28 protein-coding genes are annotated in these 25318 nt (G+C 65.7%); 14 read left to right on the forward strand and 14 right to left on the reverse strand.

Annotated elements, in window-relative coordinates:
- Positions 1-80: 80 nt before the first annotated feature.
- Positions 81-1103 (reverse strand): MraY family glycosyltransferase, encoded by a 1023-nt coding sequence (locus tag OG407_RS24910; protein WP_405861325.1) that lies wholly within the window; start codon positions 1101-1103, stop codon positions 81-83.
- A gap of 240 nt (positions 1104-1343) precedes the next feature.
- Here OG407_RS24910 and OG407_RS24915 point away from each other — a divergent pair, with 240 nt between their 5' ends.
- The 4 genes from OG407_RS24915 to OG407_RS24930 all read left to right on the forward strand — a co-directional run bounded on the left by OG407_RS24915 (position 1344) and on the right by OG407_RS24930 (position 5525).
- A complete protein-coding gene (locus OG407_RS24915) occupies positions 1344-3635 on the forward strand; it encodes a (Fe-S)-binding protein (RefSeq protein WP_405861327.1) in 2292 nt (763 codons plus the stop codon).
- Between the two features lie 337 nt (positions 3636-3972).
- Positions 3973-4374 (forward strand): hypothetical protein, encoded by a 402-nt coding sequence (locus OG407_RS24920; protein ID WP_405861329.1) that lies wholly within the window; start codon positions 3973-3975, stop codon positions 4372-4374.
- Between the two features lie 47 nt (positions 4375-4421).
- Positions 4422-4832 (forward strand): hypothetical protein, encoded by a 411-nt coding sequence (locus OG407_RS24925; RefSeq protein WP_405861331.1) that lies wholly within the window; start codon positions 4422-4424, stop codon positions 4830-4832.
- 156 nt (positions 4833-4988) lie between these two features.
- Positions 4989-5525, forward strand: coding sequence for an RICIN domain-containing protein (locus tag OG407_RS24930; protein WP_405861333.1), 537 nt, complete (start codon positions 4989-4991; stop codon positions 5523-5525).
- A 65-nt stretch (positions 5526-5590) separates the two neighbouring features.
- Here OG407_RS24930 and OG407_RS24935 read toward each other — a convergent pair whose 3' ends face one another.
- Positions 5591-5785, reverse strand: coding sequence for a DUF397 domain-containing protein (locus OG407_RS24935; protein ID WP_405861335.1), 195 nt, complete (start codon positions 5783-5785; stop codon positions 5591-5593).
- Positions 5782-6006 carry a Scr1 family TA system antitoxin-like transcriptional regulator gene (locus OG407_RS24940; RefSeq protein WP_405861337.1) on the reverse strand — a complete coding sequence of 75 codons (225 nt, stop codon included), beginning with the start codon at positions 6004-6006 and terminating at the stop codon, positions 5782-5784. Before OG407_RS24940 ends, OG407_RS24935 begins: the two co-directional genes overlap by 4 nt.
- Positions 6007-6197: 191 nt before the next feature.
- Here OG407_RS24940 and OG407_RS24945 point away from each other — a divergent pair, with 191 nt between their 5' ends.
- Entirely contained in the window at positions 6198-7697 is a 1500-nt protein-coding gene (locus OG407_RS24945; RefSeq protein ID WP_405861339.1) for an FG-GAP and VCBS repeat-containing protein, read from the forward strand.
- A 116-nt stretch (positions 7698-7813) separates the two neighbouring features.
- Positions 7814-8839 carry a Yip1 family protein gene (locus tag OG407_RS24950; RefSeq protein ID WP_405861341.1) on the forward strand — a complete coding sequence of 342 codons (1026 nt, stop codon included), beginning with the start codon at positions 7814-7816 and terminating at the stop codon, positions 8837-8839.
- A 294-nt stretch (positions 8840-9133) separates the two neighbouring features.
- On the opposite strand, the gene OG407_RS24955 is transcribed toward OG407_RS24950, so the two are convergent.
- From OG407_RS24955 to OG407_RS25000, 10 genes are all read right to left on the reverse strand, one after another.
- The gene (locus OG407_RS24955; protein WP_405861343.1) at positions 9134-10558 is read right to left on the reverse strand and encodes a recombinase family protein; all 1425 of its coding nucleotides are present in this window, start codon (positions 10556-10558) and stop codon (positions 9134-9136) included.
- Positions 10559-10678: 120 nt separating this feature from the next.
- Positions 10679-12010, reverse strand: a complete 1332-nt coding sequence (locus tag OG407_RS24960) for a replication initiator (protein WP_405868570.1) — start codon at positions 12008-12010, stop codon at positions 10679-10681.
- 152 nt (positions 12011-12162) lie between these two features.
- Positions 12163-12405 (reverse strand): SpdD protein, encoded by a 243-nt coding sequence (locus OG407_RS24965; protein WP_405849441.1) that lies wholly within the window; start codon positions 12403-12405, stop codon positions 12163-12165.
- 25 nt (positions 12406-12430) lie between these two features.
- The gene (locus tag OG407_RS24970; RefSeq protein WP_019075277.1) at positions 12431-12625 is read right to left on the reverse strand and encodes a hypothetical protein; all 195 of its coding nucleotides are present in this window, start codon (positions 12623-12625) and stop codon (positions 12431-12433) included.
- 16 nt (positions 12626-12641) lie between these two features.
- Complete coding sequence (locus tag OG407_RS24975; protein ID WP_405861345.1) at positions 12642-12833, reverse strand: mobile element transfer protein; 192 nt, start codon at positions 12831-12833, stop codon at positions 12642-12644.
- A 2-nt stretch (positions 12834-12835) separates the two neighbouring features.
- Positions 12836-13018 (reverse strand): hypothetical protein, encoded by a 183-nt coding sequence (locus OG407_RS24980; protein WP_405861347.1) that lies wholly within the window; start codon positions 13016-13018, stop codon positions 12836-12838.
- 3 nt (positions 13019-13021) lie between these two features.
- Entirely contained in the window at positions 13022-13660 is a 639-nt protein-coding gene (locus tag OG407_RS24985; protein WP_405861349.1) for a DUF2637 domain-containing protein, read from the reverse strand.
- An 81-nt stretch (positions 13661-13741) separates the two neighbouring features.
- Positions 13742-15124, reverse strand: a complete 1383-nt coding sequence (locus OG407_RS24990; protein WP_405861351.1) for an FtsK/SpoIIIE domain-containing protein — start codon at positions 15122-15124, stop codon at positions 13742-13744.
- Positions 15124-15480, reverse strand: a complete 357-nt coding sequence (locus tag OG407_RS24995) for a hypothetical protein (RefSeq protein WP_317772501.1) — start codon at positions 15478-15480, stop codon at positions 15124-15126. The genes OG407_RS24990 and OG407_RS24995 overlap by 1 nt, the downstream gene beginning before the upstream one ends.
- A 168-nt stretch (positions 15481-15648) precedes the next feature.
- Positions 15649-16437, reverse strand: coding sequence for a GntR family transcriptional regulator (locus OG407_RS25000; protein WP_362985588.1), 789 nt, complete (start codon positions 16435-16437; stop codon positions 15649-15651).
- 110 nt (positions 16438-16547) lie between these two features.
- Between OG407_RS25000 and OG407_RS25005 the strand changes: the two genes are divergently transcribed.
- Genes OG407_RS25005 through OG407_RS25020 form a run of 4 tightly spaced genes read left to right on the forward strand, consistent with a single transcriptional unit; the run spans position 16548 to position 18430 of the window.
- Positions 16548-16955 (forward strand): NUDIX hydrolase, encoded by a 408-nt coding sequence (locus OG407_RS25005; RefSeq protein WP_200715647.1) that lies wholly within the window; start codon positions 16548-16550, stop codon positions 16953-16955.
- 46 nt (positions 16956-17001) lie between these two features.
- A complete protein-coding gene (locus tag OG407_RS25010) occupies positions 17002-17430 on the forward strand; it encodes an ATP-binding protein (protein ID WP_405861353.1) in 429 nt (142 codons plus the stop codon).
- A 59-nt stretch (positions 17431-17489) separates the two neighbouring features.
- Positions 17490-17861: a hypothetical protein gene (locus tag OG407_RS25015; RefSeq protein WP_405861355.1), complete on the forward strand. Its 372-nt coding sequence runs from the start codon at positions 17490-17492 to the stop codon at positions 17859-17861.
- Between the two features lie 35 nt (positions 17862-17896).
- The gene (locus OG407_RS25020; protein ID WP_405861357.1) at positions 17897-18430 is read left to right on the forward strand and encodes a hypothetical protein; all 534 of its coding nucleotides are present in this window, start codon (positions 17897-17899) and stop codon (positions 18428-18430) included.
- Positions 18431-18647: 217 nt separating this feature from the next.
- Here OG407_RS25020 and OG407_RS25025 read toward each other — a convergent pair whose 3' ends face one another.
- Positions 18648-20345 (reverse strand): ATP-dependent nuclease, encoded by a 1698-nt coding sequence (locus tag OG407_RS25025; RefSeq protein ID WP_405861359.1) that lies wholly within the window; start codon positions 20343-20345, stop codon positions 18648-18650.
- 2068 nt (positions 20346-22413) lie between these two features.
- Between OG407_RS25025 and OG407_RS25030 the strand changes: the two genes are divergently transcribed.
- From OG407_RS25030 to OG407_RS25045, 4 genes are all read left to right on the forward strand, one after another.
- Positions 22414-22665, forward strand: coding sequence for a hypothetical protein (locus OG407_RS25030; RefSeq protein ID WP_330282271.1), 252 nt, complete (start codon positions 22414-22416; stop codon positions 22663-22665).
- 221 nt (positions 22666-22886) lie between these two features.
- On the forward strand, positions 22887-23228 hold the full coding sequence (locus OG407_RS25035; protein WP_405861361.1) for a hypothetical protein: 342 nt from the start codon (positions 22887-22889) through the stop codon (positions 23226-23228).
- Positions 23229-23532: 304 nt separating this feature from the next.
- Positions 23533-24288 (forward strand): hypothetical protein, encoded by a 756-nt coding sequence (locus tag OG407_RS25040; protein WP_405861363.1) that lies wholly within the window; start codon positions 23533-23535, stop codon positions 24286-24288.
- A gap of 38 nt (positions 24289-24326) precedes the next feature.
- The gene (locus OG407_RS25045; RefSeq protein WP_051741057.1) at positions 24327-25304 is read left to right on the forward strand and encodes a ComEC/Rec2 family competence protein; all 978 of its coding nucleotides are present in this window, start codon (positions 24327-24329) and stop codon (positions 25302-25304) included.
- Positions 25305-25318 lie beyond the last annotated feature (14 nt).

A 25318-nucleotide genomic window follows, 5' to 3' on the forward strand; every position in this document is an offset into this window, starting at 1 on the left:
AATGACTTGAGTGGAACGGACTCAAGTGTGCACGAGACTCACCGCTGGGTCAACAGAGCTGAGTCGACCAGGCTCAACTCTTATCCGTTCCTTACACGCAACTGCGCCCTGACCTGCGTGGACGCGGTACGTCGTGCCCCGTAGACGCTGACTTTAAGCAGTCCGAACACGACGAGCAGGGCCCCGCCCGCCACCCACACGACGGCGGATTCGCCCACCCACCCGTTGTGCACGAGCACCCCGACGAGCACTCCGGAGAACCCCCCGACCGCCAGGACCACCACCGCGCCCTGCGGAGTGAGCCCCAACCGCCGCAGCCGATGGGCGAGATGGTCGGGCCCGCCCCGCAGCAACGCCCGCCCGGCGAGCCGTCGCGACAGCAACACCAGTACGGCATCCGCACTCGCGACGGCGGTGAGCGCGAACAGCACGCCCGCACCGGACGCGAACCCGCGCCCGGCCTGCGTGACCACGGCGGCCGAGGCGAGCACGAACCCCGTGAACAGCGACCCGCACGCGCCGAGCGCGATCCGCGCGGGATGCCAGTTGTGCATCAGGAACCCGGTGAGCGCGGCGGCCAGCACACTGAGCAACACCGCGAGCCCGTCCATCACTTCCATCGCGGCACAGGCCCCGACCCCGAAGGCGGTGACCACCCCCACGGTCCCCGCGAGCCCGTCGGCGTGATCGAGCCCCTTGAAGGCACCGGCGACGAACACGATCCAGACCGCCGCAAGCACTCCACCGGGCACCCCGATCTCGCCGTACGGCACGACACAGGCCGCCGCCACGGCCGTACCGAGGACCAGGAACCGCGTCTTCAGCCGCCACACGTCGGCGACGAGCCCGAGCGCGGCCACGGCGGACCCGGCGCCCAGCAGCCCGCCGACGCCGTCGCCGAGCGGGGCGACGCCGGTCCAGTCGCACGCCCAGGTCACCGACACGACGGCGAGCGCGACGGCGAGTCCCCCGAGCAGCGGTACCGGACGCGTCCGCCGTCTGCGGTCGACGATCCGCGCCCGCAGTGCGGGCACCCGGAGCAGTGCGGCGAGGAGGGCGGAGAGGAGCAGGGCGGTCGTGGCGGCGAGAATCCCGTAGAGCACGGATCCAAATTAGACGCAAATGTACCAATTCAGTACGAATAACACGATCGGACCGTAACAAGCTCGGGAACAAGCCCGGAGCAGGTCTTTTTAGGCAACCCTCAGCGACACACATCACCGCACGGCTGGCTACAGTGCGACGCAAGATAGGGGTAGTCTCGGTCGAACCGATTAAGTTACCGCTTAGTAATGTGCTGGGCGGTAATGCCATGACCCCTCGCAGGCCCGAGGAGCCCTGAAATGCAACTCGCCGCGATCATCGTGTCGCTGGTACTGATCGTGGTCGGTGTGGCGCTGTTCGCCCGCGCCGTCCTGCAGATCTACACCTTCATGCGACTCGGCCAGAACGTGCCAGCGGGCACCCGCACCGACGAGCCCGTGCAGCGCACCGTCACCGTGGCCAAGGAGTTCCTCGGCCACACCCGGATGAACCGCTGGGGTGTCGTCGGCGTCGCACACTGGTTCGTCGCGGTGGGCTTCTTCTCGCTGCTGCTGACGATCGTCAACGCCGTCGGCCAGCTCTTCCAGGCAGACTGGCTGCTGCCGGTCATCGGTGAGTGGGCGCCGTACAACGTCTTCGTCGAGTTCATCGGCACGATGACGGTCCTCGGCATCCTCGCCCTGATCGTGATCCGCCAGCTGAGCAAGCCGAACAAGCCGGGCCGCAAGTCCCGTTTCGCCGGCTCGAACTTCGGCCAGGCGTACTTCGTCGAGGCCGTCATCCTCATCGTCGGCGTCTGCATCTTCATGCTGCACGCGCTGGAGGGCGCCCAGCACCACGTCGACGGCTACGAGGCGTCCTTCTTCATCTCGTACCCCGTGGTGTCGGCGCTGGAGCACCTGGACGTCTCCACGCTCCAGAACCTCACGTACCTCTTCGCGGGCGTGAAGATCGCGACCTCCTTCATCTGGATGATCACGGTCGCCCTGAAGACGGACATGGGCGTGGCCTGGCACCGCTTCCTGGCGTTCCCGAACATCTGGTTCAAGCGGAACGCGACGGGCGAGACCTCCCTCGGCGCCCTGCTCCCGATGACGTCGGGCGGCAAGCCGATCGACTTCACCGACCCGGGCGACGACGACGTCTTCGGCGTCTCCCAGGTCGAGCAGTTCTCCTGGAAGGGCCTGCTGGACTTCTCCACGTGCACCGAGTGCGGCCGCTGCCAGTCGCAGTGCCCCGCCTGGAACACGGGCAAGCCCCTGTCCCCCAAGCTCCTGATCATGTCCCTCCGCGACCACGCGCACGCCAAGGCCCCGTACCTGCTGGCGGGCGGCGGCAAGTCGATGGAGGGCGAGGAGAAGGCGACGGAGGAGCAGCTCGCAGGCGTACCCGCCGCTGCCCTCGCGGAGGCCGAACGCCCGCTGATCGGCACCCTCGAAGAGAACGGCGTCATCGACCCGGACGTCCTGTGGTCCTGCACCACCTGCGGCGCCTGCGTCGAGCAGTGCCCGGTGGACATCGAGCACGTCGACCACATCGTCGACATGCGCCGCTACCAGGTGATGATCGAGAGCGCGTTCCCGTCCGAGGCCGGGACGATGCTCAAGAACCTGGAGAAGAAGGGCAACCCCTGGGGCCTGGCGAAGAAGCAGCGCCTGGAGTGGCTCAAGGAGGTCGAGTTCGAGGTCCCGGTCGTCGGCCAGGACATCGAGGACCTCACCGAGGTCGAGTACCTGTACTGGGTCGGCTGCGCGGGCGCGCTGGAAGACCGCGCCAAGAAGACGACGAAGGCCTTCGCGGAACTCCTCCACATCGCGGGCGTCAAGTTCGCGATCATGGGCGGCGACGAGAAGTGCACGGGCGACTCGGCGCGGAGGCTCGGCAACGAGCCGCTGTTCCAGGAACTCGGCATGGAGAACGTCATGGCGTTGAACATGGCGTTCGGCGAGGAACTGGACGACGACGGCAAGGTCGTGGCCGAGTCGGCAAAGCCGAAGTCGGCGAAGAAGATCGTCGCAACGTGCCCGCACTGCCTGAACACCATCGGCAACGAGTACCCGCAGCTCGGCGGCGACTACGAGGTCATCCACCACACCCAGCTGCTCCAACACCTCGTCGACGAGGGCAAGTTGGTCCCGGTTACCCCGGTCGAGGGCATCATCACCTACCACGACCCCTGCTACCTGGGCCGCCACAACAAGATCTACACGCCCCCGCGCGAGATCATCGCCAGCGTCCCCGGCCTCCGCAACGAGGAGATGCACCGCCACAAGGAACGCGGCTTCTGCTGTGGCGCCGGCGGCGCGCGCATGTGGATGGAAGAGCGCATCGGCAAGCGCATCAACAACGAGCGCGTGGACGAAGCCCTCTCCCTGAACCCGGACATCGTCTCGACGGCCTGCCCCTTCTGCCTCGTGATGCTGACCGACTCGGTCAACGGCAAGAAGAACGACGGCAAGGCCAAGGAATCGATCCAGGTGGTCGACGTGGCCCAGCTCCTCCTGGACTCGGTCAGGAAGCCGTCGGACGACGAGCCCCCGGCAGGCACCGCGGAACCGGAGAACGCCCCGGAACCCCAGCCGGTGAAGTAACCAGCCAGTCTTCTACGACGACGCCCCGCACCCTCGCCAAAGGGTGCGGGGCGTCGTCGTACCGTCATCTGTCCCCGAGGATCACGACGAGAACGAAGGCGACCGGGGAATCCCTGCCGTCCGCCCAGCTCCGGTGCCGACGGAGCCCACAGAACCTCGACCTCGGTGCCGGCACGGGGCTCGTCATACGTGTAGGCCCCTTTGACGGCGATCCATCCCATCCCCATGGTGTAGCGCGGTACACCATGTATCCGGGAGAGCGGTCCCTCGTGACGGCGAGCGCGTGACGGAATCGTAGAGGGCAGAGATCACGTCCCCTCCTCCCTTAGGAAATCCCGTGAAGTCGCTGCTCGCCGCCGTGAAGTCGTTCGTCGCCAACCTGCTGCTGTGGTCGTGCTTCGTCGGTGGTCTCGCCGCGAGCACGGCCTCCGGGGCGGTGCTGGACGGTACGGCGAAGAACGCCGCCACCTACACCGGTATCGCCGTCTCGATGCTGGCCGGCTCGCGCATCGCGAAGAAGCCGAAGATCAAGGCGTTCCTGTCGAAGCCGTCGACGCTGTGGTTCCTGTTCCTCTTCAACGGCGGTGTAGCCGCGTTCTGTTACCTCTCCATGGACGGCGTCAAGGGCATCGCGACCGCCGCCGGTATGGGCCTGGTCTCCCTGGGCGCGGCGGGCGGTCTGATCGCGGGCCGCCGCAGGCCGGCCGTCGAGGCGAGGGTGGAAGAGCCCTGGGCCTGACCTGTTCGCCCCGCAGTCCCCGAACCTCACTCTCGAAGGGCACGCCCATGACCACACACCGCCGCCGTACTGCCGTCCTGGCCACGTCCGTCGCAGCCATGGCCCTGACCACCGGACTCCTCACGGCCTGCGACCCCACGGACACCTCCGACGCCTCCAACTCCCTGAACTGCCTGAAGAACTGGAACACGATCTCCGACAGCCTCAAGGCGATCCACGAAGCGGGCGTCGACGCGGCGAAGAACCCCACCAGGACCGACGAATCCATCACGACGATCGACAAGAACCTGGACAAGATCGACGCCAACTCGGACGACAGCAAGGTCGACAAGGCGGTCGACAACCTCAACAAGGCGATCTCCGACTACAACAAGTCGATCCTGAACGGCGACACGAACCCCGACTCCAGCAAGATCGACGCGGCGGCGGACAAGCTCAAGAACGTCTGTACGTCGTAGCGGCGAGGTGGGGCGACGTGTGATCCGTCCAGGGCGATCGGTGCGGCGATCCCGTTCCGCTGAGCGGCACAGGGCGTGACAGGCGAATTTCTGGGCCACCACGCTGTCCGTCGGCCTTCCGGAAAGCAGGGGCACCGTGGGGGCGTCCCCGGCCGGATGTCGCTCGCCGACGACGAGAAGGAATCCATGGGTCTCAGACGCAGGCTATTCGCACTGCTGGCTTTCACTACCGCGATCGGCGGGTTGCTGCTCAGCGGCACATCCGCCCAGGCCGCCGGCAACTGGCAGGAGATCAGGGCCTTCACCAGCCAGAAGTGCCTTGACGTCGCGGGAGGGTCCCAGGACAACTTCGCGCCGGTAGTGCAGTTCTCCTGCAGGAACACGGACAACCAACTGTGGGCCGCCGTATTCATCGACGGCGGCTACTACAAGTTCGTGAGCCGGAACACAGGAAAGTGCCTGGACGCCACCGGAACCGCCAACGGAAGCCTCACTCAGCAGCTCGACTGCAACGCGACTTCGAGTGATGAATGGATCCTTGAGGGAGCCGGCGTCGGACTCTCCTACAAGTTCGTCAACCGGGTGAGCGGAAAGTGTCTCGACCTGCCTGGCGGATCGCTGAGCGACAACACCAGGATCCAGGTGTGGGACTGCGTCCCCGGCAACACCAATCAGATATGGGACTTCGTGTAAGAGGAGCCCGGCGGGGCCGGCCTCGCGTCGTGCAGGTGCCGGCGGGATGCTTCGCGCGTCGGTGATCACGTGCGGCGCAGGTGGGTTATGAGAGCGGCGAGTTGGGGCCGGGCGGTTGTCATCGCCACGCCCGTCTCGTCGCTCTCGCGGAGGTGCAGGGCGTCCGGGGCGGCAGCGATCTCGACGCAGTCGTCACTGTCACCCCCGCCCGAGAAAGAGGACTTCCGCCAGGCGCCGTCTGCCCTGTCGAGACCTTTCACATCCGCTGAACCAGGCGATGGATCAAGTCTCTTGACTCTACGACGGTCAGCGCCATCCCCTCGATCGCGCGAAGGACCACCCGATAACGGTGGAGCTGGGCCTCGGCATCCAGATAGGCCCCACCGTGTGCGGTGTCCACCAGCGCGGTGTCCAACTGCGGTACAGGACCCCTCGCGTACACCACCGGCGCGCCCACTCCCCGCTCCCCCGACCACCGCACCCCACACCGACGACGAGACCGGCCGGTGAAGAACCACCGTCGTCACGTACAACCCTTGCGCCCCACCAGAGGTCTCCTGACCGCCAACTGCCCGTGTCCCAGAGGACAACTCCCGGCAAACACGGACGGTCCGCACCCCATCGACGCGGATGCCCGCCACGCATCCCCCGCATGCCGCAGGAGAACCCCGCATGCACCAGAAGCATCACCCGCACCTGCGCCTCGCCCTCGCGACGGCCGCCGCCGCCGCCGCGCTCACGGGCGGTCTGCTCACGCTCTCGGCGACGACGGCCACCGCCGCCGACTCGTTCAAGGTCGCGAAGGCCGACTTCAACGGCGACGGATTCGGCGACGTCGTGGCCTCGGCCCCCGGCGCCTACGTCAGCGGCCACGCCAACGCCGGCCAGATAGTCGCGCTGTACGGCAGCGCCACCGGCGTGACCTCGGCCAAGCGCTCGGTCATCAGCCAGAACTCCGGCACCGTGCCCGGCACCGCCGAGGCCGGCGACTGGTTCGGCGGCGCGACGGCGTACGCCGACTTCAACGGCGACGGATACGACGACCTCGCCGTGGCCTCGCCGAGCGAAAAGGTCGGCACCGACACCGACGGCGGCGCCCTCGCGATCCTGTGGGGCTCGGCGAGCGGCCTCACCGGCAAGAGCAGCGACGTACCGGACCCGGCCGTCTCCTCGCACGACTACTGGGGCCTGTCCCTGGCGGCCGGCGACTTCGACGGCGACGGCAAGGCGGACCTGGCGGTGGGCAGTTCGGCCGCCACCCTCTATGTCTACAAGGGCGGTTTCAGCAGCTCCACCGGACAGCCCGGCGGACGTTACACCGTCAAGCCCCCGATCCTGCCCGGCAGTTCCGGCTACCCGTACGGCCCGGAGCAGCTCACCGCCGGCGACGTGAACGGCGACGGCCGTACCGACCTGGTGGTCGACGGCTACGAGACGCAGACCGACAACGGCTGGAACACGAACTACTACCTGCCAGGCAGCGCGACCGGCCTGAGCGTCACGGGCGTCAAGACCCTCAAGCCCGGCATCGTCACCGGCATCGGCGACATCAACGGCGACGGTTACGGCGACATCGTCACCGGCGCCGACTGGGACGCGACCACCAGCGACGGCCAGACCGTCCCCGACGCCGCGAACGGCGGCAAGGCCAGCATCACCTACGGTTCCGCGTCCGGCCCGGCCTCGACCACCGGCATCACCCAGAACACCGGGAACGTACCCGGCAGTTCGGAGAAGGGCGACGGCTTCGGCTGGGACCTGGACCTGGGTGACGTCAACGGCGACGGCTACCAGGACCTCGTGGTCTCCACCCCGGCGGAGGACCTCGGCAGCGTCTCCAACGCCGGCATGGTCACCGTCATGTACGGCTCCGCGAGCGGCATCAACACCTCCACCGGCCTGCAGTCCTTCGCCCAGAGCACGGCGGGTGTCCCGGGCACGGACGAGAAGAACGACCTGTTCGGCGAGGACGTCAAGCTCGACGACGTCAACGGCGACGGCAAGGCGGACCTGATCATCGGCCAGGCCGAGGACGGCGGCGACGGAGCGGTGACCTACCTGCCCTCCACCGGCACGAAGATCGGCACGACCGGCTCCCGCGCCCTCTCCGTGACCTCGGTGGGCGTCTCCACCTCGGGCACGGCCCAGTTCGGCTCCCTCTTCGCCGACTAGGACCCGCCCCGGCCTGCGCTTCTTCTCCGCCGGGCCCGTGCCGACCGTCCACCACGGCCGACACGGGCCCGGCCCCTGTCACCCCCTCAGGGCTCCCACCGGACTCCCCTTAGGGGATGTCACAGCTCGGCAGCAAAGCCCCGTCCGAAACCCCCGGCCCGGCACGTGTCTCCGTGGAACCAGGTACGTTCGATGACGTGGCTGGATTCAGGATCGGACGCGGCGGCCGGGACGGCAGGGCCCCGCAAGCGCGCCCTCAACAACCTCCGCACGGGCAGCAGGCACCCCCGGCGCCGCAGGGACAGCCGTACGGCTACCCCGCGGCCCCGCAGCCGTACCCGCAGCAGCAACCGCAGTACGGAAGCCCTGCGGGCGGCGGCCGGCAGTGGTCCCAGGGGAACGGCGGCAACGGCGCCTACGGCGACGAGCCGGAGTACTTCGGCGGCGGCGGGTACGGACAGGGCGCCCACCCGGGCACCCCGGACCCGTACGCGGCGAACAACCCGGGCAGCACCCAGGCCTTCGCCGTAGGGGAGGACCCGTACACCCAGGGCGGTACGTACCGCGCGGGCTCGGCCCAGGCGCCCACCGGCCCGGTCGGCCCCCGCCTGCACTGGAAGGACCTGCTGAGAGGCATCGTCCTCGCCCCCCAGCAGACGTTCCTCCAGATGCGGGACTACACGATGTGGGGCACCGCCCTGATCGTGACGTTCCTCTACGGCCTGCTCGCGGTCTTCGGTTTCGACGGCGCCCGCGCGGACGCCATAAGCGCCACCCTGGCGAACGCGGTCCCGATCGTCCTGATCACGGCCGTGGCGATGGTGCTGTCGTCCTTCGTCCTGGGCGTGGTCACCCACACCCTGGCCCGCCAGCTCGGCGGCGACGGCGCCTGGCAGCCCACGGTCGGCCTCTCCATGCTGATCATGTCCCTCACGGACGCCCCCCGCCTGGTCTTCGCCATGTTCTTCGGCGGCGACGCGACCTTCGTCCAGGCCCTCGGCTGGGCCACCTGGGTGGCGGCCGGCGCCCTCCTCACGATGATGGTCAGCCGCTCCCACGACCTCCCCTGGCCGAAGGCCCTGGGCGCATCGGCGATCCAGCTCATCGCCCTGCTGTCGATCGTGAAACTGGGCACGTTCTAGAGGCTCCTCGGCTACGACAGTTTTTCCGCTACGACGACGAAGGGCTCCCGGTTCGCACCGGGAGCCCTTCGTCGTCGTAGGAGATACCGCTACCGCCGCTCAGGCGTCGAGAACCTGGCCGGTACGGCGCACGACCGGCGGTTCGACGGACCAGAGATCGTTGACCTTATGAGGGTCGTTACTCACGGTGGATCCTCGCAGTTCAGCGCCGATGCGTTCAGCTCTCTGAACAGCGAGAAGGCCCGGCACGAGGCCGGTCCTTCCGTCGGACTTCAGATGGACCTCAGATCGAGGTCAGCGCCATACAGGTTCGATCAGGCTCGGATCGAACTTCCGCTTCCCCCGACCGGCGGGATGGATAAGCACGGCAGACAGGCTGTGCAGGATCAACGCTTGCTGACGCTCGATCGGGAGAGACCTGAAGTCCTCCCCGATGTCGGCACTCAGGGACTCGGCCTGTTGCCGTGCCTTGTTGAAGCGGCCTCGCTCCAGCTTCAGTTCGTCGCGACTCCGCTCAAGATCCGGTAGCAGCTGAAGCAGGGTCGACACGGTGATCTGTTTGGCCTTGGCGGCCTGTGTGAGCTGTGTGAGGTCGGCCTCGACGCGGGCCAGTTCGGATGCCTTCGGCCACTGCTGGGCCGGGGCAACGGCACTGACGGCAGCTCTCTCCCTCTGCTCAGCGATAACCAGACTGATGATGAACTCGTCGACAGGCTCGCCGACGCGTCCGACCTGGCCGCAGCCTCCGTTCACCACGGAACACTGGTACGTGAACTTGGCTGCCTTGGAGCCCGGCCGCCACTTCCGGTTGACCTGACCTCGGATCTTGGCGTGGCACAGTCCGCACCGAGCGATGCCCGACAGCAGGTACTTGCGGGCAAGCATCCGGCCGGGTTCCTTCAGCTTGCGCTCGGCGACGACGGCCGACACCACCTCCCACTCTTCAACGGTGTTGATCGTCTCCCATTCACCGATGACCGGCTGCCCGGCATCGTCGAGGAGGATCTCGCCCCGGTAGGTGCGGTATCCGCACAGCCGCGGATTGGTCAGCATGTGCTCAAGGTGGTGATGCGCGAGCCGTTTGGTCCCCGCACGAGGATGACCCAGCCCCAGCCTCTGCCAGTCCGTACGGATGGTGCCGATGCGGACGCCTGCCAGTAGCTGTTGCTGGGCAGCACGGATGTGCTGGGCGGCTTCGGGATCGACCGTGATTCCGCCCTTCAGCCAGCCGTACGGCGCCGGCCCACCACTCGACTTGCCAAGCCGCGCCAGCTCAAGGTGCTTGCGCTGGATCCTGCGCGAAGCGTCATGCGACGACTTGTTGGCGAAGGCCACCATCACGCGGGCCATGGTGCGGCCGTCAGCGGTTCCGAGATTCAGGTCGTTGGTGACGGTGGCGAACAGACGCCGCTTGGTCTCCTCGAACAGGTCGATGAGCCGTTCAAGGTCCTTCGGCTGACGGGCCAGCCGGTCGAGGTCGTACGCGATGACCCCGTCGATCAGCCCGGCCGCCAAGTCGCTCAGCATCAACTCGAACTCGGGCCGCCGGACGTTCCGTTTGAATGCGGACACGTCGTTGTCCTCGTACACCTTCGCGACGTCCCAACCACGGAGATCCGCCAGCCGTTCACAGTCCTCTCGCTGACGTGCGACACCCAGTCCGTCGCGCTCGTCGTCACGGGAGATCCGCGTGTAAACGGCGACCTTGGACGCTCTCACTCCGGCCGTCCCTGAAGTACGAGTAGCCGACGTACCCATTCCTCATCCCTGACGGGGGCCCGGCGCAGGTGCTTCGCGATCCACTCGTCCTTCGTCATAACGCTCTTACGAGGTTCCTGCTCAGTCTTGCGAGCCATCGAGTTGACCTCCCGTCGAGTCGGCGAAGGCTCCGGAATTGGGCCGCGAATCGGCAATCGAAGCCGAGAGCCAGGCCTCAGCGACCGACAGGCCTGTTCCGGCATAAACCCAGTGGGCGAGGACATATGTCGTGTCGCTATCTCGCCCACGGGCTACTGCGGCTTGGGCTCGGCGCCATTCAGCACGGGCGTCGCGAAGGGCACCGAGGGTGGTGGAGTACCGGCGGGACTTGGTCGAGAAGTGGCCGCGGAAGCCGAGCATGTGGGCCCAGGCACGCAGACGGAGGTACTCCAGGTCCTTCCGGGCGCCGAGGGCCCAGGCCGTGCGGATGAGGCGGCGGGCATGGTCGCTGATGTCGAGTTGGGCGAGTTCAGCGGCGAACTTCAGCGGACGGTCGAGAGCTCCCGTCGCGGTTTCGGCGCCCTTCGTGGCGTACTTGGCGATGTACGCGGCGACGGCTCGTTCGGTGAGTTCCTGGCCGTCGTTGAAGTCGGCGGATCGGATGGTGCGGACGTCGAGTTGGCGGCCGAAGGTGAAGGTGTGGGCGCGGTCGTCGATGGTCGGGCCGTCGACTTGGACCTTGGCGGTTGCGGTGCGGATGGCGTCGGTGAGCAGTTCGGCGGTGGCCCAGGGCGGGGGTGGGGTGTCGCCGCCGGTGGGGCCGTCGATGCGGATGACGGCGTGGAAGTGGACGGCTCCGCGTTTCTGGTACTCGGCGACCTTGGCGAAGGACACGCGGGCGTGGTCGCGGAAGCGGCGTTGGGAGAGGCCTGCGCGCTTGGCGACTTCTCGGCGCAGGTAGGTGGAGAAGCGGCGCCAGAGGGGACCGGCGTGTGCGTTCCAGAGGACGGCGGCTTCGTAGTCGTAGGTGTCCGGGTTGAGTGGGGTGCCGAGGGTGTCGTCGTCCTGGGCGTGGTGGGTGCCGCAGCGGCAGGGGCGGCCGTCGGTGCGGCGGTTGTGGACGGGGCCGAAGCCGGGGGCGGTGAAGGTGGCGAAGACGCGGGGGTGGGTGGCGACGTGTTCGGGGGTGCCCTTGCCGCCGCGCAATCCTGCCGTGATCAGGTGGAAGGTGTCGCGGCGGTAGACCTCGGAGCAGGCCGCGCAGCGGGTGGTGCGGCGGTTGTTGCAGCGGACCAGGAGTTGGCCGGCCGGGAGCGTCGACGAGTTGAGGTGGTGGAGGATGCCGCCGATCTCGCCGGTTGTGGTGTTGACGTTGTATTCGGTGCGGTGGCCGTCGAGGCGGATGGGGTGGGTGCAGCCTCCGAGGCCGGAGAGTTGGCGGAGGATACCCGGGAGGGTGCCTTGCGCGGCCAGGTTCGCTAGTTCGGGGAGTGGGGCCGGGGTGGGGCGGGTGAAGATGGCTTGCTCCTTCTGGCTGGCTCGGTCAGGAGAGACGGGCCCCGGGGCGGCGAAATGCTTGGTCGTGTGCCGCCGCCCCGGAGGCCAGGGATCGTTTCGGGGGTCGGTCAGCGGCGGTGGTCGCGGAGCATCGAGCGCAGGACCACGGCGGCGATGGCTACGGAGATGGCCGTTACGGCGACGGCGGCCAGGAGCGCGGTGAGGACGACTCCGCCGACGACCAGGGCGACGACCGTGTTGCGGTCGATGGCGACCGGCGGGAGCGAGCGCCGTACGGGCATCGGGTCGGCCGGGGTGTGGGTGTGTGCGGGCGGCGGGGTCGGGTTGTCGGGGTACTTGGGCAGGAACACGGCGAACCCTTTCTCATCTACTCGTCTAGTCATGTGAGCCGTTTACGACACCCACGCCGGAACGCGTGCCGGACTCGATGGCGGGGGCGAGGAAGGTGTGCGAGAGCCAGAAGCCGAACAGGGCGATCAGGACGACGATCCAGGTGCGGACGCCGAGGAACTTGACCGCTCCCCAGGCGAAGAAGCCGAGGACGACGACGAGCGGCAGGCTGACGGTCACGGAGTGGAACTCCCTTTCAGCGGACGGGGCAGCGGTGGGTGTGGGCCGCCAACTCGGCGGCGGCGCGGCTGTCGTAGTCGTGCGAGGCACCGCAGCGCGGGGCGGTGCAGGCGGCGGTGTGCTTCTCCTGGCCCCGGTCGTCGTAGGACGTGGCGACCTGGACGAGGCCGATGCGGATGACGTTGCGGAAGCGGCGGTTGGCGGTCATCGTCAGTTCTCCTCTCGCGGGTTCGGGGCGGGGAACTCGGCGAGGATGCGGGCCGCTTGGGCAGGGTCCGAGGTCCGGTCGGCGGCTTCCTCGGCGAGGAGGCGGGCCAGTGCCCACCGGTTGCTGTGGGCCATCTCTCGGGCCGCGTCGAGGTAGTCGGCGGCGGTGTTGAAGGTGAGGGGCACGGGTCAACTTCCTGTCGGTGTGAGGTGGGCGGCGATAGCTTCGGCCATGGGTGCCGGGACGCCGAGGCGGGCGCGGAGGGTCGGGGTGTCGATGGGGGTTCCGGTTCTGGTGTGGTGCTCGGCGGCGACCTTGCGGGCGTGGTCGATGAGGGCGGCCGGGACCGGCACGGAGGGGCGGTTGGGTGGTGCCTCGATGGCCGGTTGCACCGGTATCCCAGGCGGAGGTTCGGGCGCGTCCTCCTGGACGTCGGCAGGCTCAACGTCGTTGTTGGTTAGGGGTGTTGCGGTGTGGGCGAGGAGGGTTCCGCCGAGGAAGGCGACGGCGGGCCAGCCCGCTACGAGGATGCGCAGCCAGGCGGGGACGTCGCCGAGGTCGAGTAGGCCGGCGGTGGCGACGTTCGCGCCTAGAGACGCGGTCAGCGCTATGACGAACCAGCACCAGCCAGAGGCCTTCGCGTGTCCGGTCCGCAGTCGGCGCCAGGCGGCGACGAGCAGGAGATCGACGCTGATGGGATAGGCCCACGCTTTCCACCCGTCCTGCCCGGCCGCCGAGGCGATGTCGTGCAGGTGGGCGAAGGAGAGGGCGGCGGCGATGAGGGCTTGGACGAGTACCGCGTCGACGCGGGCCAGTTGGGCGCGCATGATGCGGCTCCTTCCGGGTTCGGGCATGGAGGGGTAGGGACGTGGCGTGAGGCGGTCACGCCAAACTGGGCTGGGGGAAGGTCAGTTGGTTGCCGGGCGCGGCTGGGCGGTGGGGCCCGGGGTCTTGACCGGTTGCGCGGGTGCGTACGGCTGGAAGCGCTTGAGCGCGGGCAGGTCGGGCACCAGGTGCGCGGAGTCGCGGCAGATTGCGGCGGCGGCGCCGAGGGAGAGGTAGGGGGTGCGGATGCGGGACCAGCCGCCGGAGGTGTCACCCGCTACGGCCAGGCCGGGGCGTTCGGGGGCGATGGCGCAGGCGGCGCCGACGGCTTCGGGTGCGATGTCTCCGAGGGCCATTTTGGCGGAGGCTTCGTCGTTGACGCGGTGACAGACGCGGCCGGTGAGCTGGGCGCGGAGCATGGTGGCGCCCTTGCCCAGTTCGGCGCCGAAGCGCTGGCCGCAGACTTCGAGGTAGATGCCGGCGGCGCGGCCGAGCTGGGCGAGCCGGATGAGCTGGGTGACCATCTCGTCGCGCCGTTCCTCGTCCTTGCGGGTGGCGACGAGGAAGAGTTCGGCGACCTCGTCGACGAACAGCACGATCGGGACCGGGCGTTCACTCTCGGGCAGGCCCCAGATGTCTGAAGTGATCTCCTCATCGGGGCTGTTGGGGGCGATGCCCTGCCGGGACTTGATCAGGTCGTAGCGGTCCTCCATCTCGTCGATGAGCGCGGGCAGCAGGTCGGCGGCCTGGTCCGGGTCGGTGGCCAGGGCCGAGAGACGGGCAGCGAACGGGGACAGTTCCACCCCGCGCTTGCAGTCGATGCCGACCAGGGCGACCGGCTGCCGGGCGAGTCCGGCGACCAGATGGCGCAGGTACATCGACTTGCCCGACAGGGTTGCGCCGAGGGTGAGTTGATGCGGGACGGTGCGGTAGTCCCGTACGAACGGGGTGGCGTCCTCCCGCAGAGCCACCGGCACCTGGAGGAGTCCGGACGGGAGCTTGCGGGTGCGGGGCATGCGGACCCGCCGCAGCACGTCGTAGCCGACGAGCCGGAGTTCGACGACGCCGGGCTTGAGGGTGGTGACGTAGACCGCGTGCACTCCCCATGCGTGCCGCAGCCGTTCGGCGGAAGCGGCGACGTCGGCGGGTTCCTGGCCCGGGGCAAGCCGCAGACGTATCCGCAGGCCGGTCGTGGTGGGTCGGATGATGCCCCGGCGGGGCGGTACAGGCCGGACCTCGCGGCGGGTAGTGGCCTTGACGGCCAGGACCCGCAGCCGGGACGGAGCCACGGTCAGGCCGCAGGCCTCCATGACCGAGCCGTACGAGCTGAGCAGGCGGGTTGTGGATATCGGCAGGCCGATCGTGGACCAGTACGCGGCCGGGTGCTTGGCCCGGGTGTAGGCGGCCCCGCCACCGAGTGCGGCGAGGGGACCACCCACCTCCAGGAGCGTCGCAAGGTCGTTCATCAGGCAGCGGCCTCGGCGACGGCCGGGAACGCGGCCGGAGTGACGGCGGCGGCACGGAAGGCGATGCCGTGGCGCTGCTGCCCGTTGAACACGCTCTCCCACGGCCGGGCAACGAGCCCCGGGAGCGAGACCGGAGCTCCGAGCGCCAGTCCCTCGGACACACCGCCCTCGGGGATTGTGACCTTGATGAGGGACGACTCGCCCTCCTCGATGTAGACGACGCCGAGCGTCATCAGAGCCTCGCCGCTGACGGCGTCCTTGGCGATCTCGCCGGTCTGACGGTCGCGAACCTTCGGCTCCGGGGCCTCGGTCAGCAGGATCGTCGCGGCGGCGGTCTCAACACGGATGGTACGCAAGGAAGTTTCCATATCTACTCGTCTATACATGTAGCGATCCGAGAACCCGATCTCCGGGTTCATGCGGACCACCCTGCCACACAACTTGCCCACTCGTCTATACGAGTATGCATGTTGGGGTGTACGAGTTCGGGAAGCGTCCCCCGCGCACCACCGCCAGTCATGCGATCAAGTCGCCGGGAGCTGGTACGACAGCACGTACGCGTCCGCCGCCATGACCGTGTCGCAGACCTCTACGGCTCGCCCTTCCGTGTCGTAGGCGGTGCGGACGAGGTGGATCACTGGTACGCCGGAGGCCAGCCGGAGCGTCTTGACCTCGGTGGGCGAGGGCATCCGGGCGCGGATCTCCTCCTCGAAGTGGTCGAGGTGATGGCCGAGTTCTTCGAGGCGGGCGTAGATACCGCCGGGGCCGGGGTTGGGTTCGGCGATTTGCGTGCCGCGGGCGATGTCGAGGGGGAGGTAGGAGGTGGCGAACTCGACCGGCTTCCCGTCGAGGAGGTAGCGGCGCCGGCGGGCGAGCACACGCCGTACGGAGCCGAGCCGGGTGGAGATGTCCTGGCTGGCCTTCTCCTCCTTGACCTCCAGGCTGTCGACCTGGGGGTGACTGCCGGCGGCGTCGGCTTCGACGATGAACGCGGACTTGCCCTGCTCGCGGTGGCGGCGGGCGAAGCGGTCGGAGGCGAGACGCCGCACGGGCGGGCGGGGCCGGACGAAGACGCCCTTGCCGTGCTCGGCGTGCACCAGGCCTTCGCCCTGGAGGACGGAGAAGGAGTTGCGGACGGTCATCCGGGAAACCCCGTAGTGCTCGACCAGGTCAGCCTCCGAGGGCAGCTTTTCGCCCTCCTTGAACCGCCCACGGTCGATGGCCTCGCGCAGTTGGTCGGCGATCTGCCGGAAGACCGCACGATCACTCGTGGGGTCGAGATCGCCGAGCAAGCCGGAACGGAGAGGGCTCACGTTGAGTACTCCTTTAGGTATCTAGACGAGTGGGCGAGTGTTGTTGCTACGGTGGAGAGCCTAGCCAGCCGGGAGGGCCGAGGAACGTGAGCACTGACCGTCCGCACTCCGTGAGCGTCGCCGGAGTCATCGTCGACGACCACGGCCGCGCCCTCCTGATCAAGCGCCGGGACAACGGCAAATGGGAACCTCCGGGTGGCGTCGTCGAGCGAGACGAAACCCTCCCCGAGGCCCTTCAGCGCGAAGTCCTGGAAGAGACCGGCATCAAGATCGCACTCCCTGCGACCCTCACCGGCGTCTACAAGAACATGACCGGGCTGATCGTCTCCCTGGTCTTCCGCTGCCAGGCCGCCGACGGCACACCCACCACCGGGGACGAGACCCGCGCACTGCGCTGGGCCACCCGCGAAGAAGTATCCGAACTCGCCGACGAGGCATACGCGATCCGCGTCCTGGACGCACTCGACGCGGCGTCTCCGCCGGCCATCCGCGCCCATGACGGCGTGAAACTCGTCTAGCCCGAACCCGCTGCACATGGCGGCCTACCAGCACGAAGGAACTTGTATGCACGAGTATACGAGCACTGCGCGGGTCTGGGGGCTCACTTGCCCAGGTTTCCCGGAAGAGGTCAGCAGGGCGCGGCGCTGGACACGCGACATCCTGCGCGGTTCGCCGTTGGCCGAGGACGCGGAACTGATCGTGAGCGAGCTGAGCGCGAACGCGATCCTGCATACGGCCAGTGGGCGGGAAGCTGGCAGCTTCCATCTGGCGCTTGCGGTGTCCTTGCAGGTGGTCGCCCTGTCTGTGACGGATGGCGGGGGCGCAGGCACGGCTCCGAAGGTCGAGTACCAGGACCAGGAGGCGGAGCACGGCCGGGGGCTGGGCATGGTCAGCGCGATCGCGCACCGGGTCGTGGTGCACGACAGCGACGGCGGTCACACGGTCACCGCGGAACTCTTCACGGACGTACGACGGGGAGGGCACCCGTGCTGAGCGTCACGACCAGGAGCGGGTTCTGGTGCGAGTGCTGGACGGAGGGCTTGGACAGGCAGTTGCCGCCGACCCTGTTCGGCTCCTACGACGCGTACTCGGAGCGCGAGGCGGACGGTTGGGTGTCGACGATCCTCCGCACCATCTCACCGGCCCTCGACGGCGATGCTTCTCAAGCAGCCTGGACACAGCTCTACGACCACCGCATCGACACGAGACGAGCCCTCTTGCGCAAGGAACCCTGGACGGTGTCCGTCACCCACATCAACACACGCATCACCTGGACAGTCCGGCCGGCACTCTTCCTGCCGATGGCACACCCTCAAGGTGCCGAACTCCCAGCGTGCTCACACGACTTCAAGCCTCACAGGACCCACGCGACCGATATCGAGTCTCAGTCGATGCTTGACGATTCGACGTCGGGTGAGGCGTGACGCTTGCCCTAGACCTGGTGCGTTACGGTCCTGCCATGCCGGACCGGTTTCCTGAGATCACCTCCGTCGAGGAGTTCATTCGTCTGCGCCTGAGCGAGGATCCAGCGGAGAGGGACCGCTCGGCGTGGGCGGCTATGCCGATGCCGGTCTGGGATGAGTTGGTGCGTGAGCACCCGGACATGCGGTTCTGGGCCGCTCACAACCGCAGTTGCCCGCCGGAAGTCCTTGCCGAACTGGTCAAGGACGACGACTGGCGCGTTCGCGGCAGGGTGGCGAGCCGCCGCAACTGCCTGGCCGAACTGTTGGAGAAGCTAGCTAACGATCCCCACGATGCCGTCCGCAACACTGTCGCCACCCATCAGCGCTCCTCGCGCAGTACGGTGCTCCGCCTGACAGACGATCCCTGGGCCGTGATCGCCGAAGCGGCCCGGACCCGCATCGCCAACTGGCCCCAGACAGCTTCGAATGAGACGGACACAGCCAAGCCGATCACGGCCACCGCCAACCATCAGCTGGAACCGAACCATCAAGCATCACCCGGGATCGGACAGCCCCACGCGACCGACTGAGTTACAACTTTCTCTACTGGTTCAAGGCGGCTCGCTCCGCTCCCCGCGCGCGGCCCGACCCCCGGCCGGGCCTGCGCTCCTGTCTCCGCCCCGCTCCAGCCCGGCCGGGGGCCGTGCCGCGCTCAGAGAAGTAGACCGCCTGGCGTCAGAGAAGAAGACGCCTTCGACTTCATGGATCTGCGCAATCAAGGGCCGGACCCTTCGGCCTTTCGCGAGCTTAAGAGCCCATATCGATAAGGCGGCTTTCAAGCGCCACACAGAGTGCCTCGATGCTACTTGAACGTCGAGGATGCAAAGCCGATCTGGGATCAGAAGCCACAAGTTCAGAAACCAGCGCTTTAACTTGGGCACTCACATTCGAGTCATACAGTTTACCTTGCGCACGGAAGGCAGCCGCCACTCGATCGCTCCACTTTTGCTTCGCACTCCTGAATTCCGCGACATTTAGCGATACGCCAAATTTGGCCAGGATCTCACCCTTATAGAGGTCCACGTTGAGAGTATCCTCGAATTCCGACTCTTTCATTGAGGGAACGATGGTATAAGTTTCCTCCCGCGACGACAGCAATCCAGCATCCCGAGACTTTTCACCAGCAAGCAGACCGGAGGCGTCGTAATCCAATAGGACGTGGTACTGACACAACTGCTGACGCAAACCGTCAAGCTTAGGGAGAAGATTTGACGCCCCCTTCAAGTAATCCAGCGCAAGTCCCCCACTGGAAATGGACTGACCGAGCGCAGCACTCTTACTGCCAAGAAGAGCCTCAAGGGAATTTCTGTCTGTCAGCCCTTCGACAACAAGAACCAGGTTGGCCGACGCAAGATTATCTGAAGTCCTCACCCCAAGAACATCTCTAAGCTCATTCAAGGTCTTAGCTGGCGCCGCCTTACTGCCACGCACGATGATATTGTTTGAAATCCTAAACCTGTCAACCAAAAGCGGGCTATGCGTCGTATAGATCACTTGCTGCTTTGCGGCAATCTCATTCACTACCTGCCGAAGCTGGTGCACAGCGCTCGGATGCAAGTGCGCCTCTGGCTCCTCAATTGCCAGAATCAGAGCACGCCTCCCGCTTTCCGCCACCTTCCGGGCCACAGCCAAAGCAGCCAGGCTTTGCACCCCATCACCCTTATATCGAAGATCGGTTTCCGCGCCATCATTGATAAGCACCCTCGTCTCATTCATGAGCCCGTCCAGGATGTCACCTTCCGTTACCTGGATTCGGACACTTGAGATATCGGGAATGAAATCTTTTAGCGTTTCACCTAATTCAGCAGCCAGAGGCTTAAGGGCCTCCGATACCGCATTGGAGAGTTGCCTGACAATTCTTTCATACTGCTCAGAATCGAGCGCCTCACTGATTCGATCACGCAGCATTTCGCGAATCATTTCCGTCGCATCATCTGCGGTCCTCACGGACCCGACATATTCAATATGAAGGCGACGGCCAACGAAATTTGCTACTTTTCCAGATCTCTGATTAAGAGTCTCTTTCCCGGGCCCCTGTTTGCGAACAGTAAATTCCGCATACTTGTTGACGGTGAGGCGAATCGGGAGCTCAGTCTTCAAGCTCACGCCGACTTGGTTTTTGAAATCTCTCTTTTCATCTTCGGTCAGATTGAACCAGAAGTCGATGATAGTGCTTCCGCCCGGCGTCTTCTCCTGGAGGTCTTTTGGGTAGTCATCGAACCAATCATAAAACGCGTCACTGCGCAGCCGAGGGACTCCCGACCTGGTCGTACTAGTGGGGTATCCGAACCGGCGCAACATTCGCATACCCATCACAGCTGCCCGCAAAATATTGGACTTTCCTTCATTGTTTGGGCCCACTAAAACACCGATTTCTCCAAAATTTAGACGAGGTGTCTGCTTGATGGAACGGTAATTCTTCACCGAAAGCCCGGACAGCTGCATTTTCGTTCCCCTCTCACTTCCCCGACTGCAACATGTGTAGGGATCGTATAACCACAAGGTGGGCTGAACGATGCTTTGGTGAGATATCTACGGATGGTCAAGCCCTGAGTGAACGGTTCCCCCCTCGGCCCCAGCGTTCCTGGTCCCGCATGCTCGAACAGCCTCCGTGGGGGACTCCGCGTCGTCAGGACGACATGGCAACGTGGCTGAGGCTGGCGGGAGTACATCGAGACACACGCGCGCCTGGTCGGTCGACGCCCCCGCCATCGTGGCTAACTGTCGTCGGCCGAGGCTCAGAAACTCCTAAGACCAGCTCCGCAAGGGGACGTTCGAGACAATGAGGCCGTGCCATTGACGTGCCAGATCCTGCGGAGAACCTCGGGGACAGCGGGAACCGGTCCTGGGGGCTACCAAGACGTCAGCACCGCTCCGCCCCAGGTCAGCACGGCAATCGACGTCAAGAAACCCGAGCTTCCCAAGCTGAGAGCTCGGCGGCTAGCCCGCCGCCCAACGTGTGACGTCCGGGTGAGCCTATGCCTACGCTCCTCTGCTCCGGCTACCCAATGAGCGCGTTAACCGCGATGCCGGCGCCAACGAGTCCGAAGGTCGAGAGCCCTGCGATCCATACGGAATAGGCGCGCAGACGGGCCACGCGCGGCATGGGTACGTTGAGCTGAGTGCACCGGTCGTTCAGCGGCCTGTGGAGCACGTCCCACCCCTGGTCTCGCTCGAACCTCTCCAGCCAAACTGCGTCCGCGATCGCACTGAGTCGGTGTCTCATCAGCAGCTCAACAGACATGAACGCGACTACTACCGAGAGGAGCCCAGACCCGAGGCGCGCGAGTTGACCGGATCCGGGCCCGAGGCCAATCGTCATCAGGAACGCCTGAGCCGTGAGGGCGATGCCGGGTACCTGCCAGACCATCTGATCGAGACCAGCATGGCGAGCTGCGACAACTTGATACAGAACGAGGCGTTCCTCCGAACTCGGTTGCGTCGCCATCTGAGTCCCCGTAGATCGCTGTTGAAGAAGCAGGCCGTGTTCGTGGCAGATACCCCCAGGGGCTGCCAAGCATCCCCAAGAGGCTGGGGAACACTCCTCCGTCTCAGTTTCCGTCTCATTCAGCTACGTTCACGGTCGTTCAGGCAGGACCGCAGGCTGATTCCCGTCCACGCGTCAAGCGTCGATGAACGCAGTGAACGTCTCCGAACGACGTCCACAACCCCACCACCACAGTTGGAAAGCGTGTTGGTGGGCAGCCTTCCCCTGTGGACGCATGGGGGACGCTTCTGGCAACCGCCACTGGTGCGGCAATCGCCCTGGTGGGGCAGTACCTGAGCAAGCGTAGTGAGGCACGTGCCAGGACTGTGGAGTCGTTGATGGAGGCGTGCGCTCATGTTGCGGCTTCCAGCGGAGATCTCCTGAACCGCGTCTGGGAAGAGCGCGTGCTAAACCTTCAGGGCCGCGTGGTCGACTGGGACCTAGCCAGCCATCGTCTGGCGACCGCTCGCATACAAATCCTGTCTCAGGATGCTGCGCTGTTGGCCGCGCTGCGAGAGGTCAACGATGCCGGCCAAGCCCTGGGGGCGTACTGGCGCCGGGGAAACGCGGAAGAGTCCGAGTACCGAGCCCGACGGGACAGGTACCGCACAGCGCTGCGCGGGTTCGTCGAGCAGAGCAGCCGTGTCGTTGGGAAGCATCTAGAACGTCCATAGGCGCCTGCCGCACCACAACTGCACCAGATCTGGCGGGGAACAGCGGGGAATCATGGGGAAAGCGGCTAGGTCCGACGAGACCGCACTCCGACCGTCCGCCCAGGTCAGCGCCAAGACCGGCCCCCAACGCCCGCAGCTTCCCAAGCTGATGGCTGCATGCCGTCGTCACGGACCGGCCGTCGCGACTTGCTCAGGTCGACGACAAGTCCGATAACGTGACTGAGGCCGGTGGGGGTGCAGCGACACACGCGCGCCTGATCATTCGGCGCACCCGCCGTCGTGGCTGACTTTCGTCGGCTAGGGCCCCCGGAAGTGCGGTTCTCGGCCAAGGCCTAAGGGTAATGACGTCGACGTGAGCGATGACCACAAGGAAGACCTACGCAGTCTCGTCAACGCCTTGGGCGCCAGCATCCGTGACACGCACTACCAGTCCGCGTACGACGCCGCCGCGAACATCTGCTCCAGCATCTTCGACACGATCCCTGAAGCCCTCCACGACGTCGTACACCAGGCGGTCATGGCCGGATACGCAGCCGCCCTCAGCGACCTGGAGCACGGCAAGCTAGACGACCAGGTACGAGAGCGGGCCGAGATCATCGAGTAAGACTCCGCGCAGCGGGCCGTCTCAGTTTCCGTCTCGTTCAGCACCGTTCACGGCCGTTCAGGCGAGACCTGAAGCTGTCTCCACGCTGGCGACTGACCGCCCATGAAACCAACGGACTTGACGCCGGGTCACCTGAAGCCTTCGAGCTCGTTTCCGTCACCGTAGATGGCAAGTCGCGTCCAGTCCGCCGGAGCAGTCGGAAGGACGGCCAGCTCTTCAGCGTGAGCCTCGGTGACGAGGTGCAACGAGGCGAGCAGGTGTCGCTGGCGTACACCTACCGCGTCTTGGTTCAGCAACACGGACACGTACTGCACCTCGATCTCGCTCAACCGACCAAGGACTTCACGGCTGAACTTTGGTACGGCGATTGCGGTATCCGGCATATGAACGTTCTGGACTACCTGTCTGGGCCGCGACAGTCGCGAGTGGCCGAACTGGCCGCAACCGACCCATCACCAAGCGTTCAGGTGGCATATCCAGGCTGGACGTTTCCCAAGGGAGGCGTGGCCTTCGTGTGGGTGTTGGAACGGGAGATGCGCGCGGTCACTGGTCGACAGAAGTGATCACGTTCGGTCAAGAAGGAGGGTGGTCTACTCCTTTTGTCTGCCCTGAGTCTGACGGAGCGTGAGGAGTTGTCGGCCTGTGCGGCTACTGTGTGTGCGGTAGTTGGCCGAAAGCACGGGGGTGCAGAGGCCGTCTCTTCGTGTGATGCGCCAACGCGCCTGGAAGCCAAGGAACCGACGTGCGATACGAGATCGACCTTCTCTCGATCGAGGAGGAGCTCAAGGGCAGCGACGCCACAACTGTTTGGTGTTGCAGTGGGTGCAGATGCCGCCGTGTGCAGATTGCCGCTGGGGGTGCCTGACCGTGGTGTGGCTCGACGAGTACGAACGCCGGGCGAGACTCATACCGGGACTGTTGGCGATCTTTCCATTGGCGATCCTGCTCTCGGTGCTGAGCTTGCGCCAACTCCCCACGGTCTCTTACGCCATGGGCGCGGCGGCCGTCATCGGTATGCCCGTAGTAGTGGCCGACATAGTTCGTCAGCGTGGCCGGAAGACCGAGAAGACCCTTTGGGCCAGCTGGGGCGGCCCGCCAACTACGGCCTGGTTGAGGCTACGGAATTCCTCGGACAACGAGGTGCAGCGGGACCTCTGGCGCAAGGCAGTTGCGGAAGTGTCTGGCGTAGAGCTTCTGAGCCTACGGGCTGAGCGTGCGAATCCATCGCGAGCCGACCAGGCGATTGCAACCGCCGTCGGCCAGGTGCGGGATCGCACGCGGGACACCGCGAAGTTCAAGCTGTTGTTCAACGAGAACCGTAACTACGGGTTTGCACGCAACTTGTACGGAGTTCGCTGGATTGGTCGTGGCATCAGCCTCGGCGGAGTCATGGTTGTAGGCGCCTACATGGCATGGGTGTCGCTTGGGCGGCACCAGGACGGCATTACAGCCGAGAGCCTGTTCGGCGTGGCTTCGTGCCTCGCATTCTTTGTCTACTGGTGTGTTTGGCCGTCTCCAGGGCGGGTGCGAGAAGCGGCCAACAAATACGCCCAGCAACTGTTGCAGTCTGCGGTCACTTTGAAGGGTGAAGCTCCTGCGGCTGCGTCGAATCCGAACGCGTAAGTGTGCATGACCTTGAACGGAGTAGTGGAACACCCGTGATGAAGATTCATTTCCTAAATGTGGGGCACGGAGACTGCACGATCGTGGAGTTGCCCTCGGGCAGGATCATGATGATCGACATAAACAATTCTAAGAGCCTGCCCGAAGCGGATGAAGAGGCATTGGCCGAGAGTAGCGGGGTATCGCTTTATGATTTCCGCTACCGCCGATCCCAGCTAGTCAAAGGAGAGTTTCGCTCCTGGGAGGACTACTACAAGTCCTTGCTGGTCGACCCAGCTGACTACTTTAAAGACAACTTCTCGGGCAAGAGCCTCTTTCGCTACATCCAGACACATCCCGACATGGACCACATGAGCGGCCTGCATCGCCTCTTCTGGCAAGACAAAGTTACTGTTGAAAATTTCTGGGATGTAGACCACGACAAGGAGTTGGAGGAGTCTGGATTCGACAAGAGCAAGTATGCGTATGTCGACTGGCTGGTGTACAAGTGTCTGCGTGGCGGAGTTGGTCCGGACGACACTAAGCAAAAGGTGCTGAATAACCTGCGAGGGGCTTCAGCTCAATACTGGGCTGATGACAACATCGAGATCCTGTCGCCAACGCAAGAGCTGATCGACGGCTGTTCTGTAAGCGGCAGCTACAACGACTGTTCCTATGTTCTGAAGCTCACGCACGCCGGCCGTACGGTGATCCTGCCGGGCGATGCCGAATCGGCAGCTTGGAAGTCAATCTTGGACACCCCTGGGGAAGACGCGATCAAGTGCGACATCCTCAAGGCATCGCACCATGGCCGGGAATCCGGCTATCACGAGGAGGCCGTCGAGGCCATGTCGCCGGAGGTCGTGATCTGCTCGGTCGGCAAGAAACCCGGGACCGATGCCTCCGACGAGTACAAGGGCCACGGTGCCAAGGTGCTCTCAACCCGGTACAACGGCACTATTACCGTCAAGATTTGGGATGACGGCGACGTGTGGGTGCAGAACCACAAGGGGGAGGACATTCACACGATCGACTAGGGCAAGCTGAAGCC

Origin of the sequence: Streptomyces sp. NBC_01515 (genome assembly GCF_045040345.1) — a bacterium.
Classification (GTDB): domain Bacteria; phylum Actinomycetota; class Actinomycetes; order Streptomycetales; family Streptomycetaceae; genus Streptomyces.